Annotated in this window: 13 protein-coding genes; 11 read left to right on the top strand and 2 right to left on the bottom strand. The window is 61.7% G+C overall.

The features are described 5' to 3' along the window. The first annotated feature begins 40 nt into the window (after nucleotides 1–40). Nucleotides 41–1,417, top strand: coding sequence for an MFS family transporter (locus F8N96_RS11265; protein ID WP_150797864.1), 1,377 nt, complete (start codon nucleotides 41–43; stop codon nucleotides 1,415–1,417). A 145-nt stretch (nucleotides 1,418–1,562) separates the two neighbouring features. On the opposite strand, the gene F8N96_RS11260 is transcribed toward F8N96_RS11265, so the two are convergent. After that, entirely contained in the window at nucleotides 1,563–2,459 is an 897-nt protein-coding gene (locus F8N96_RS11260; RefSeq protein ID WP_150797863.1) for a LysR family transcriptional regulator, read from the bottom strand. Between the two features lie 120 nt (nucleotides 2,460–2,579). Between F8N96_RS11260 and F8N96_RS11255 the strand changes: the two genes are divergently transcribed. From F8N96_RS11255 to F8N96_RS11210, 10 genes are all read left to right on the top strand, one after another. Then, nucleotides 2,580–3,245: an RraA family protein gene (locus tag F8N96_RS11255; RefSeq protein WP_150797937.1), complete on the top strand. Its 666-nt coding sequence runs from the start codon at nucleotides 2,580–2,582 to the stop codon at nucleotides 3,243–3,245. Then, the gene (locus F8N96_RS11250) at nucleotides 3,245–3,907 is read left to right on the top strand and encodes an RraA family protein (RefSeq protein WP_150797862.1); all 663 of its coding nucleotides are present in this window, start codon (nucleotides 3,245–3,247) and stop codon (nucleotides 3,905–3,907) included. The genes F8N96_RS11255 and F8N96_RS11250 overlap by 1 nt, the downstream gene beginning before the upstream one ends. Beyond that, nucleotides 3,907–4,545, top strand: a complete 639-nt coding sequence (locus F8N96_RS11245) for an RraA family protein (RefSeq protein WP_150797861.1) — start codon at nucleotides 3,907–3,909, stop codon at nucleotides 4,543–4,545. Before F8N96_RS11250 ends, F8N96_RS11245 begins: the two co-directional genes overlap by 1 nt. Continuing rightward, nucleotides 4,542–5,765, top strand: coding sequence for a pyridoxal phosphate-dependent aminotransferase (locus F8N96_RS11240; RefSeq protein WP_150797860.1), 1,224 nt, complete (start codon nucleotides 4,542–4,544; stop codon nucleotides 5,763–5,765). The genes F8N96_RS11245 and F8N96_RS11240 overlap by 4 nt, the downstream gene beginning before the upstream one ends. 227 nt (nucleotides 5,766–5,992) lie before the next feature. Continuing rightward, a complete protein-coding gene (locus F8N96_RS11235) occupies nucleotides 5,993–6,532 on the top strand; it encodes a thiamine pyrophosphate-binding protein (protein WP_003442221.1) in 540 nt (179 codons plus the stop codon). After that, the gene (locus F8N96_RS11230; RefSeq protein WP_138966464.1) at nucleotides 6,520–7,116 is read left to right on the top strand and encodes a thiamine pyrophosphate-dependent enzyme; all 597 of its coding nucleotides are present in this window, start codon (nucleotides 6,520–6,522) and stop codon (nucleotides 7,114–7,116) included. Before F8N96_RS11235 ends, F8N96_RS11230 begins: the two co-directional genes overlap by 13 nt. 66 nt (nucleotides 7,117–7,182) lie before the next feature. Then, a complete protein-coding gene (locus F8N96_RS11225) occupies nucleotides 7,183–8,346 on the top strand; it encodes an acyl-CoA dehydrogenase family protein (RefSeq protein WP_150797859.1) in 1,164 nt (387 codons plus the stop codon). 19 nt (nucleotides 8,347–8,365) lie between these two features. Continuing rightward, on the top strand, nucleotides 8,366–9,568 hold the full coding sequence (locus tag F8N96_RS11220) for a CaiB/BaiF CoA transferase family protein (protein WP_150797858.1): 1,203 nt from the start codon (nucleotides 8,366–8,368) through the stop codon (nucleotides 9,566–9,568). A 37-nt stretch (nucleotides 9,569–9,605) separates the two neighbouring features. Continuing rightward, nucleotides 9,606–10,448: a MaoC family dehydratase N-terminal domain-containing protein gene (locus tag F8N96_RS11215; RefSeq protein ID WP_150797857.1), complete on the top strand. Its 843-nt coding sequence runs from the start codon at nucleotides 9,606–9,608 to the stop codon at nucleotides 10,446–10,448. Beyond that, nucleotides 10,445–11,260 (top strand): HpcH/HpaI aldolase/citrate lyase family protein, encoded by an 816-nt coding sequence (locus tag F8N96_RS11210; RefSeq protein ID WP_150797856.1) that lies wholly within the window; start codon nucleotides 10,445–10,447, stop codon nucleotides 11,258–11,260. Before F8N96_RS11215 ends, F8N96_RS11210 begins: the two co-directional genes overlap by 4 nt. A 54-nt stretch (nucleotides 11,261–11,314) precedes the next feature. On the opposite strand, the gene ptrR is transcribed toward F8N96_RS11210, so the two are convergent. Next, a complete protein-coding gene (gene ptrR, locus F8N96_RS11205) occupies nucleotides 11,315–12,193 on the bottom strand; it encodes a putrescine utilization regulator PtrR (RefSeq protein WP_150797936.1) in 879 nt (292 codons plus the stop codon). Nucleotides 12,194–12,284: the final 91 nt, after the last annotated feature.

Here is a 12,284-nt window from a genome sequence, read left to right as displayed (position 1 = left end):
GCTCCTCGTATCGCCTCGCCTTGAAGAAAGGGTGAACATCATGTCCGCATCAACCACTGACTCAACCAGCCACACCGCCGAGAACGATCCGGGAAAAAGCCCGAATCGCGTCAGGGCCATCATGGGCGCCTGCTCAGGCAATCTGGTGGAGTGGTACGACTTTTTCATTTATGCCTACACCGCCATCTACTTTGCGGCTTCGTTTTTCCCCAAGGGCGACACCACCAGCCAACTGCTCGCAACGGCCGGCGTGTTCGCGGTCGGCTTTTTCATGCGCCCTCTGGGCGGCTGGATTTTCGGCTGGATTGCCGATACTCGCGGCCGCAAGGTCTCGATGATCATCTCGGTATTCATGATGTGCGCCGGCTCGCTGCTGATCGCGGTCATGCCGACCTATGAAACGATCGGCGTCGCCGCGCCGGTGATGCTGGTAGTCGCCAGGTTGATTCAAGGGCTGTCCGTGGGTGCGGAATATGGCACCGGCGCCACCTACATCAGTGAAATCGCCACACCGGGTCGGCGCTGCTTCTATGGCTCCTTCCAGTACTTCACCATCATCGCCGGGCAGCTGCTGGCCTTGATGACCGTGGTCATTCTCCAGCAAACCCTCACCGGCGAGGAATTACGCGAGTGGGGCTGGAGGATTCCTTTCTTCATCGGCGCGCTGAGCTCGATCGTTGTGGTCTACCTGCGCCGTGCGATGCATGAAACTGCGACCAAGAAAGACATGAACCGCAAGGATGCCGGCTCGTTGCGCGGCATGTTCAAGCACAAACGCGCTGTCGCCCTGGTGGTGGCCTTCACCATCGGCGGGTCACTGTACTTCTATACCTTCACCACCTACATGCAGAAGTTCCTGGTGATCTCCGCAGGGTTCAGTCCGGAAACGGTGAGCTTCATCATGACCGCCGCCCTGGTCGGCTTCATGTTCTGCCAGCCGCTGTTTGGCCTGCTTGCCGACCGTATCGGGATCAAGGCGCACATGCTGATGTTTTCCGGGCTGGCCATGCTGCTGGTGATCCCCCTGCTCTATACGCTGCAGTCGGTCAGCAGCCCGTTCATGGCGTTCCTGCTGGTGTTCGGCGGCCTGGCCATCGCGTCGCTCTACACCCCGATCGCCGGGATCGTCAAAGCCGAACTGTTCCCGCCTGCGGTGCGCGCACTGGGCGTGGGCTTTCCGTATGCCGTCGGCAATGCGGCGTTCGGCGGCACAGCGGAATATGTGGCCTTGTCGCTACGTTCACAGGGGGTCGAGGAGTACTTTTTCTTCTACGTCGCGGCGATTGTGAGCATCACGTTCATCGCCTCGATGCTGATGCCGAACCTGTCGCGTTATGGGTTCATCAGCGGTTCCGGAGAGATCGAAGAGCGGACCGGATTTAAGGGATACACGAAGCCGCACGTGGCGAGGGGCTGACAGGAAAATCGGCACAATTTAAGGCAATGGCCTCTGTGCAGGAGCGAGCTTGCTCCGGGCGGCGTTCCGATGATGAGCAACAGGGTGACGCGTTTGTTCAGGAAATACGCGTTATCGTTAACGTCCATCGCGAGCAAGCTTGCTCCTACAGGGCCCTGGCCCTGAACCTGGCAACCACTTCCTCCACCACCGGATTGGGCCGATCCGCATTCCAGGCCACCGCGGTGGTGACGACATTGAGCTTCTGGGTCAGCGCTCGAAACACCACATTGTCCGGTGCCAGTTTTTTCAAGGATGCCGGCACCAGTGCGATGCCCTGGCCATAGCTGACAAAGGCAATCTGCGAGGCGACGGAACGCACTTCATGCAGCACCCGGGGGGAGAAACCGCTGGCCCGGCAGGTGGCGATCAGATTGTCGAAGTACACCGGACTGACCTTGCGGGAAAACATTACCAACGGCTCGTTGGACAGGCTGGACAGGCTGATCCGGGTGCGCGAAGCCAAGGGGTGATCGCTGGGCAGCGCTACCACCAGGCGATCCTCCAACAGCGGGAGCGACTGGACCGAAGCCCCGAGGTCACCGTCCAGCCGGGCGAAGGCCAGGTCGATGTCGCCGGCTTCCAGTGCCGGTAAAGCTTCGACGCTGTCGATCTCCCGCACGGACACCGTCAGGTGCGGGTAATCACTCTTTAATTGCTCGATCAAACCCGGCAACACATCGAACATGGCCGTGGAAATCGCGCCGATGGTCAACATCCCCGATTGCCCCGCCACCGCCTCCTCCACGGCCAGCTCCAGGCGCTCCAGTTGGTCGGCGAACTTGCGCACGGCTGGCAGAATTGCCGCTCCAACCGGAGTCAGCTTCGCTCCGCGTTTCGAACGATCAAACAGCTTGACCTTGAGCGCTTGCTCCAGCACCTGGATCTGCTCGCTCAGCGGTGGCTGGGACATGCCCAGACGCTTGGCCGCCCGACCGAAATTCTGTTCTTCGGCAACGGCCAGGAACAACCAGAGGTGACGAATCAGTCGGAAATTGATCATGGCTAATCCATAGGTTTAACGTATGTAAGGCTTCTGTGATTAGTAATATACCTATCAAATTGACTCGCCGACACTGGGCCCCTCCGTCACCACAGGGGCTCTCCCGTGATTAACAAGAGCATGATCAACAAGAGTTTGCTGGATCGCCTGGCAGCGCTGGATACCAACACCGTCTCCGATGCGCTCGACTTCCTCGGACTGCCGGGTGCCACCGTCGGGCTTCGCCCGTTGTGGAACTGCCCAAGGATTGTCGGCCGTGCCAGCACCGTGCTGCTGGCGCCTAAATCCGACAACGTGCCCACTGTGCATCTGATTACCCCCGTGCTGGAACAGATCGACAGCGATGACCGTGTGCTGGTGATCGCCGGTGGCATCGAAGGCATCTCCTGCTGGGGCGATATCCTCGCCAATGCAGCGGCCTGCAAGAAAGTGCGCGGCACGGTGATCGACGGATTCAGCCGGGACATCGACGGCAGCGAGTCGATTGGTTACCCGGTTTATGGCCGCGGCGTGACCATGATCAGTGCCCGCAATCGGGTGGTGCAGATCGATGCCGCCGTGACCATCAAAGTGGCCGGCGTCGATGTCAGCGAGAACGACTATGTCATCGCCGATACCTGCGGCACCGTGTTCGTGCCCTCAGCCTGTATCGAGAACGTGGTCGACCTTGGCGAGCGTATTGCCCGCCGCCAGGACGGCATGGTCGAGGCTGTTCGCAGCGGTCGCTCGGTAGCCGACGTGATGCATGACAGCCAATTCGAAGCGATCCACGTGGAGCACGCCTGATGAATCTTGAAGACAAAGAACTGGTCGCCTTGTTTGAAGGCCTGGATACCCCGGGCGTTTCCGATGCGCTGGACAAACTCGGCCTGCCCGGGCAATGCCTCGGCGTCTCGCCGCTGGACAACTACAGCAAAGTCACCGTCGGCCCGGCGTTCACCGTGCAGTATGTCTCGGCCAGCGTACCTCCCGGTACCGTGGGCGATTTCATCGAAGAGGTGGCGCCTGGCGATGTGGTGGTCATCGACAACGGCGGCCGCACCGACTGCACCGTGTGGGGCGACATCATGACCCAGTACGCCGGCACCCGGCAGATCGCTGCCACGGTCATCGACGGTGTTTGCCGTGACGTGAACAAAGCACTGGGCGATGGCTATCCGATCTTCAGCAAAGGCCGCTTCATGCGCACCGGCAAAGATCGCGTACAGGTTCAATCGCTCAACCAGCCGGTGTCCATCGGCTCCGTCCGGGTGTGTGCCCGCGACATCGTGGTTGCCGACGCCAACGGCGTGGTGATCGTCCCTCGCGCTCGTGCAGCTGAAGTGGCGGCGTGTGCCCGTCAGATCGAATCGGTCGAAGCCGACATTCGCGCCCTGATCAGCCAAGGCAAAACCCTTGAAGAAGCCCGGACCGCACTGGGTTACCACAGCCTGCAGAGGAAAGTCTGATGACCACGCTCCCCCTCCCCCTGGATTTTCATGCACGGGCAAAAGTACTGGGCAGTTCGACACTGTATGAAGCGTCACATCTGCCTTGCGCGGTCGACAGTGCGATCCGCCCGATCTGGGACGGCGCCTTCATCTGCGCCCCCGCTTACCCTCTGCAATGTTCGCCGGGCGACAACCTCGCCCTGCACCTGGCCATGGAACGTGTCCCCCGTGGCAGCGTGCTGGTCGTGGGCACGGGCAGTTTCATCGCCGGTTATTGGGGCGAAGTGCTGACCGTGGCGGCTGAAGCGGCTGGCGTTGTCGGGCTGGTGATCGATGGTGGCGTACGCGATATTGCCGCCCTGAAGAAACGCCGGTTCCCGGTGTTTGCCCGCGGCATCTCGGTCAAAGGCACAGTCAAGGCCAGTGCACCTTCGGTGGGTCAAGCGTTCGATTTCAACGGTGCCTTCGTGGCACAGGGCGACTGGGTGGTGGCCGACGATGACGGTGTGATCATCATTCCCAAGGCAGATGCCGCACGCACCCTGGCAGAAGGTGAAGCACGTGCGGACAAGGAAACGCAAATGATGCTGGCATTGAGCGAAGGCCGCTCGACCCTGGAGCTGATGAACCTGACTGAGTGGAGAACCCGCGCATGAGCGCCGATATCCAGCGTCTGAACCAGCGCCTGGCCAGTGCGCAGCCGTCGGCGACTTACCGAATCATGGATCGGGTGGCGGAGCGCCGGGCGCAAGGTGCGAAGATCATTTCGCTGTGCGCCGGAGAGCCTGATTTCGATACGCCAGGGCATGTACGCGAAGCGGCCATTGATGCCATTGAACACGGGCACACCCGCTACACCCAGGTTGCCGGTGTACGATCGCTGCGCGAAGCGGTCGCCGCCAAGTTCCGCCGCGAGAATGGCCTGGACGTCGCCTGGCAAGACACCCTGGTCTGCAACGGTGGCAAACAGGTGATCTACAACGCCTTGGCCGCGACCCTCAACGAGGGTGACCAGGTCATCGTACCGGCGCCGTACTGGGTCAGTTACCCGGAGATGGTGCAACTGTGCGGCGGTGAAACACGGATCGTGACCTGCGAGGCCGATACCGGCTTCAAGCTGACGCCTGGGGCACTGGCCGCGGCGATCACCCCGCAGACTCGCTGGTTGATCCTCAACTCACCCTCCAACCCGACCGGCGCGGTGTACAGTCGCGAAGAATTGCGCGCCCTGGCAGATGTGTTGCTGGCCCACCCCCACGTGCTGATTCTGGCTGATGACATTTATGAACACCTGATCTTCGACGATCAGGCATTCCATACCCTGGCCCAGGTCGAACCACGGCTGGCGCCGCGAACCCTGACCATGAACGGTGTCTCCAAGGCCTATGCCATGACCGGGTGGCGCATCGGTTTTGCCACGGGGCCGCGCTGGTTGCTGGAGGCCATGGAAAAACTGCAGGGTCAGCAAACCTCTGGCGCCTGCTCGATTTCGCAACAGGCCGCACTCGCTGCGCTGGAGGGCCCCAAGGACTTCATTCGCGACAGCCGCGTTGCCTTCCAGAGTCGTCGCGATTTGATGGTGTCGCTGCTGAACGACACCCCGGGCCTTGAATGCGTCAGTCCAGCCGGGGCGTTCTATGCGTTCGCTTCCTGTGCCGGATTGATCGGCCGCACCTCACCAGGTGGCCGAGAGCTGCACACCGATGAAGAGGTTGCCCTCGCGCTGCTCGATGAAGCGAATGTGGCCGTGGTGCAGGGCAGCGCCTTCGGTCTTGGTCCCTATATTCGCATTGCCTATGCGCTGGATGAGGCATCGTTGCGCCAGGCGTGCGAGGCGATTCGCCGGTTCTGCAGCGCCGTGCGTCATCCCCTGTAAATGTAGGAGCTTGCTCGCGAAGAACCTGAGAGCGCCGTGTTTATCCAGGAAACCCGCGTTATCGTTAACGTCCATCGCGAGCAAGCTCCTACAGTCAGTGTTGATCAGGGGTCAGCCAAGCTATACCAAACGGGCATATCTCAAAGACAAAAACGGTAGTCGCAGTTCAGCTCCGGCACTCCCAGACTGTGTGAAAACACAAAAGCAGCACTGCTTGGGAGATGGGCATGTCAACAGAAGCTGAACACACCGTAGGACAAGACTGGCAGGAGGACGTGTTCCGCGTACTCAAGGCCCACGACGTCAAACACGTGGTCTTCGTCCCGGATGCAGGTCACTCGGCGGCCATCCGTATGTCCTATGCCGATCCGGACATCAAGGCCGTCGTCCTCACCACCGAAGAAGAAGGCATCGGCTACCTCGCCGGCGCCTGGCTGGGCGGAGAACGCGGCGCGCTGTTGATGCAGTCCAGTGGCGTCGGGAACTGCATCAACACCCTGGCCCTTCAAGTCTGTGCCGGCTTCCCGCTGTTGATGGTGGTCACCATGCGCGGCGACTGGGCCGAGTTCAACGCCTGGCAGAACCCAATGGGCCAGGCCACTGAAGCCTCCCTGAACCTGATGAAGGTCATGACCTGGCGCGCGGACGTCCCGGAAGATGTCGCCCCGCTGCTGCATGGTGCCGCGACCATGGCCTTCAACGGTGATTCGTCCACTGCCCTGCTGCTCGGTCAGCGCCTGATTGGAGAAAAGAAATGGGTCAAGTAAGCGCAAACCACAGCCTGTGCCGCCGCGAAGTGGTCAAGGCCTTGCTGGCCGACCGCAAAGACGTGCTGGTCGTGACGGGTCTCGGTTCGGCGTCCTACGACGTCATGGCCGCCGGCGACAACGATCTGAATTATTACCTCTGGGCCGCCATGGGCAGCGCAATCACGGTGGGCCTGGGCCTGGCCAATGCGCAGCCGAACAAGTCGGTGGTGGTGGTCACCGGTGACGGCGAGCTGCTCATGGGGTTCGGGGCGCTGGCCACAGTAGCGCTGCAAAAACCCGCCAACCTGACCATCGCAGTGTTGGATAACGGTCACTTCGGTGAGACCGGCATGCAGGTCAGTCACGCCGGTTTTGGTATTTCCCTGGACCAGGTGGCGAAGACTTGCGGATTCAGCTGGACCGATGAAATCCGTGACATGGAAGGCGTGCATAACCTGCGCGAACGCTTTGCAACCCGCGATGGCGTCAAGCTCGCGACGATCAAGATCAAGGCGCAAAACCCGCCACGGGTGCTGCCACCCCGTGACGGTCACTACGTCAAGAATCGCTTTCGTGCTGCCCTGGGTTTCAACCCGATCTGATTGCTCTTTGCCCGGACCCGCTCACGCAGGGCAGAGACCGTGCGTGACGCGCTGAGGAGAATAATAATGACTGACCGTAATTCCGAAGAACTCACTGCCATCCGCGAGGGCGTACGTGCCCTGTGCGCTGAATTCGATGCGGCTTACTGGCGCAAGGTCGACGAAGAAAAAGGCTTTCCGGAAATCTTCGTCAAGGCCCTGACCGATGCTGGCTGGCTCGCGGCGATGATCCCTGTCGAATACGGCGGCTCCGGCCTCGGTCTGGCCGAAGCCTCGGTGATCCTCGAGGAAGTGAACCGCTGCGGCGGCAACTCCGGCACCGTTCACGGGCAGATGTACAACATGTTCACCCTGCTGCGTCACGGCAGCGAGGCGCAGAAGAGCTATTACCTGCCGAAACTGGCCAGCGGTGAATTGCGCCTGCAATCGATGGCCGTGACCGAGCCTACCACCGGCACCGACACCACCAAGATCAAGACCACGGCGGTCAAGCGCGGCGACAAGTACGTGATCAACGGCCAGAAGGTCTGGATCTCGCGGGTCCAGCATTCCGACCTGATGATCCTGCTGGCGCGTACCACGCCTTTGACCGAGGTGAAGAAAAAGTCCGATGGCATGTCGATCTTTCTCGTCGACCTGCGTGAAGCCATCGGCAATGGCCTGACCGTGCAACCCATTGCGAACATGGTCAACCACGAGACCAACGAGCTGTTCTTCGACAACCTGGAAATCCCCGCGGACAGCCTGATCGGCGAGGAAGGCAAAGGCTTCCGGTACATCCTCGACGGCCTGAATGCAGAGCGCACCCTGATCGCTGCCGAATGCATCGGCGACGGTCGCTGGTTTATCGAGAAGGCCAGTGCCTATGCCCGCGACCGCGTGGTGTTCGGCCGTCCGATCGGGCAGAACCAGGGCGTGCAGTTCCCCATCGCCGAGGCGCACATCGAAATCGAGGCCGCCGACCTGATGCGCTGGCGCGCTTGCGAAGAATACGACAGCGGCCTCAATGCCGGGGCCAGTGCGAACATGGCCAAGTACTTGGCGGCGAAAGCCTCCTGGGAAGCCGCCAACGCCTGCTTGCAGACCCACGGCGGATTCGGCTTCGCCTGCGAATACGACGTCGAGCGCAAGTTCCGCGAAACCCGCCTGTATCAGGTCGCCCCCATCTCCACCAACCTGATCCTGTCGTACGTTGCCGAACACCTGCTCGAGCTGCCGCGCTCTTTCTAATAACAAGAGAGATACCCACATGAGCCAGCCCAACGCTATCCGTCCGCTCGATGGCCTGACCGTCGTCAGCCTCGAGCATGCCATCGCAGCGCCCTTCTGCACCCGACAACTGGCCGACCTGGGCGCCCGGGTGATCAAGGTCGAACGCCCGGACGTCGGCGATTTTGCCCGGGGCTACGACCAGCGGGTCAACGGCCTGGCCTCGCACTTCGTCTGGACCAATCGTTCGAAAGAAAGCCTGACCCTCGACCTCAAGCAAGACACCGCCATCGAGGTCCTGGACAGTCTGCTGGCCACCGCGGATGTGTTTGTGCAGAACCTGGCGCCCGGCGCCGCTGCGCGAATGGGGCTGTCTTTCGAGGTGCTGCATCAGCGTTTTCCGCAGCTCATTGTGTGTGACATTTCGGGCTATGGCGTGGGTGGGCCCTATGAGAAGAAAAAGGCCTATGACCTGCTGATTCAGAGTGAAGGTGGATTTCTGTCGGTGACCGGTGGCTCGGGCGAAGAAGAAATGGCCAAGGCCGGCTGCTCGATCGCCGACATCGCCGCCGGCATGTACGCCTACACCGGCATCCTGTCCGCACTGCTGCTGCGGGGGCGAACCGGCGAAGGCAGCCACATCGATGTGTCGATGCTGGAAAGCCTGGTGGAGTGGATGAACTACCCGATGTACTACGCCTACGACGGCGCACCTCCGCCCCCTCGCGCCGGCGCCGCCCACGCCACCATTTACCCCTATGGCCCCTTCCCCATCGGCGACGGCACCACGGTCATGCTGGGTTTGCAGAACGAGCGTGAATGGCAGCTGTTCTGCGACAAGGTGCTGCTGGCGCCGGAACTGGCCAGGGACGAACGCTTTTGCGCCAACTTCAAACGGGTGGAAAACCGTCACGCGCTGCGTGAGTTGATCGTCGAGTCGTTCTCCACCCTCGACTTCGATGCGGTCATCGATCGCCTGGACCACGCGCAGATTGCCAACGCCCGGGTCAATGACATGCAAGGGGTCTGGGATCATCCACAACTCCAGGCCCGCGAGCGCTGGCGGGAAGTCCAGACCTCAGCGGGCAGTATTCCGAGCCTGTTGCCACCCGGTACCAACAGCGCGTTCCAGCCACGCATGGATGCCGTCCCGGACCTGGGTCAACACACCGAACAGGTGCTCAGGGATTTGGGGCTGGGGACGGGCCGCATCGAACAAATGCGTGCGGCCGGGGCGATCTAGCCGCGACCACGACCACTGACCGACAGGAGAAATAGCGATGAGCCGTTTAGATTTTTCAGCCTGGATTGGACGTCGCCAGGAATGCCAGGACCGGATCAGTCTGACCCTGGTGAAACGCATTGCCGCGACCTTGAGCGAAGCTGCACCACAGCCCGGCGAACCGCTTCCGCCCTTATGGCACTGGGCTTTCTTTCAGGAACCGGTAGCAGCCTGCGAACTGGGCCCGGACGGTCATCCAGCGCTCGGCGGTTTCCTGCCGCCGGCCCACAACCGCAATCGCATGTGGGCCGGCAGCCGCCTCGAGTTCTACCAGCCACTGAAGGTGGAGGCGCAGGTGACCTGTGTCTCGACCATTATCAACGTCGAAGAGAAGCACGGCCGCACCGGGTCGTTGCTGTTCGTCACGGTACGCCACGAGTATTTCCAGGACGGTCAACGCGCCCTGCAGGATGAACAGGACATCGTCTACCGCGAACCCACTCCGCCTAAACTGAGCGGCACCGAAGCACTCCCCGAGGGCCAGTGGCAGGAGCAGGTTGAACCCTCCCCGACCCTGCTGTTCCGCTATTCCGCGGTCACCTTCAATGGCCACCGGATTCACTATGACTGGCCCTATGTCACCGAGGCCGAAGGCTATCCGGGACTGGTGGTGCATGGGCCATTGATCGCCACCCTGAACTTGCGTGCGTTCACCCGGGCGCACCCGAACGCGCGACTGGAGCGTTTCTCCTTCCGTGGACTCCGACCGCTGATTTCACCCAAACCTTTCGAGGTCGGCGGGCGTTTGCTTGGCAGCGGCAAGGCGCAGGTCTGGGCGGGCAATCAGGACGGCACCGCACAAATCGGAGAAGTCGAGTTCAGCCAGGGAGAGACATCATGAATCCATCAATCGTTCGCTCCGCCCTGTTTGTGCCGGCCACGCGCCCTGAACGCATCCCCAAAGCCATCGCCACTAGCGCGGATCGGGTCATTGTCGACCTGGAAGATGCCGTGCAGGAAAGCCTCAAGGAACAGGCCAGGGACAATCTGCAATGCTTCTTGAATGAAAACCGGCAGGCGCGGATCCTGGTCCGGGTGAATGCCCCGGATCACCGGGCGCATGCCGCGGACCTGCAGCTGTGCCGTCAGCATGCCGGGGTGATCGGGATCTTGCTGCCCAAGGCGGAAAGCGCGGCACAGGTGCATGCCGCGGCCAGCACTGGCAAACCGGTCTGGCCGATCATCGAGAGCGCCAAGGGGCTGGCTGCAATCAACGACATTGCCGGCGCCCCGGGTGTCGAGCGCTTATTGTTCGGAAGCCTCGACCTCGGCCTGGACCTGAACCTGACCACCGGTAGCCGCGCCGCCGAAGCATTCCTCAGCCACGCCCGCTACGCGGTGGTGCTCGGCACCCGGGTTGCCGGCCTGGCCCCGGCGCTGGACGGAGTCTTCCCCTCGATCCAGGACACCGCAGGTCTGCATGACGCCGTTCAGTTTGCCCGCGACATGGGGTTTGGCGGCGCGCTGTGCATCCATCCGAGTCAGGTGGCGATCATCCATCAAGCGCTGACACCCAGCCCTGAAGAACTGCACTGGGCACGGCGCATCATGGAGGCCGCGATCTCGGGCGAAGGGGTGTTCGTGCTGGATGGGCAAATGGTCGATGCGCCAGTCATCGGTCGCGCTCAAGCCATCCTCGCGCGCGCGAGCTAGCACAAGGTTTTTCAACGCTGCGTATGCAACGGGAGCAGCAATAGCTCCCGTTTGCTACGCCTCTTCCTGCACCACCCCTCGCTCCTCCAGCAGGCGCACAAACATGGTCAGGCTTTGCGACACCGTGCCCCGGCGCCACACCAGCCAGGTGCGCAGGAACCGGAACGACTCCGACAACGGCCAGACACTTACCGTGCCGCACCCCGGCATGCTCTCGAGCATGCTGCGGGGCATCAGCGCCAGGCCGGCTCCGGCGCTGACGCAGGCCAGCATGCCGTGATAGGACTCCATCTCGAAAATCCGCCCGGGTACCGCGGCGTCCTTGGCAAACCAGCTTTCGAAGTGATGCCGATAGGAACAATTGGAGCGGAAGGCATAAATGCTTTCGCCATTGACGTCCTGTGCGCGAAGAATCGGGCCATGGTTGAGCGGCGCGATGAGCACCATCTCTTCCTCGAACGCAGGTACCCCTTCCAGGGCCGGATGCAACACCGGACCGTCGACAAAGGCGGCAGCCAGCCGGCCCGACAGCACTCCGTCGATCATGGTCCCGGAAGGTCCGGTGGACAGATCCAGCTCGACCTTGGCGTAACGCTGGTTATAGGCGGCCAACAGCTCGGGGATGCGTACCGCCGCAGTGCTCTCCAGCGACCCCAGGGGGAACGAGCCCTGGGGTTCCTCGCCCGCCACCGTGGCACGGGCTTCCTGGACCAGGTCGAGGATGCGCCGGGCGTAATCGAGAAAACTCCACCCGGCCGGAGACAGGCGCAGACGGCTCTTCTCGCGGATAAACAGGTCCACGCCCAGGTCCAGCTCCAGCTGCTTGATCCGCGTCGTCAGGTTCGAAGGCACCCGGTGAATGTGCTGGGCGGCCACGCTGATACTGCCGTGCTCGGCCACGGCTTTGAAAATCTCGAGCTGTACCAGATCCAAAGTCATTCTCCATACGTGAACGATATGCTCAGTATTATTCAGTTTCCAGAATCCTGGCGCCACTTTAATCTGAGCCTATACCCACCCAGCA

The organism is Pseudomonas fluorescens (genome assembly GCF_902497855.1).
Classification (GTDB): domain Bacteria; phylum Pseudomonadota; class Gammaproteobacteria; order Pseudomonadales; family Pseudomonadaceae; genus Aquipseudomonas; species Aquipseudomonas fluorescens_BI.
This window is presented reverse-complemented; position numbering and strand designations above follow the sequence as displayed.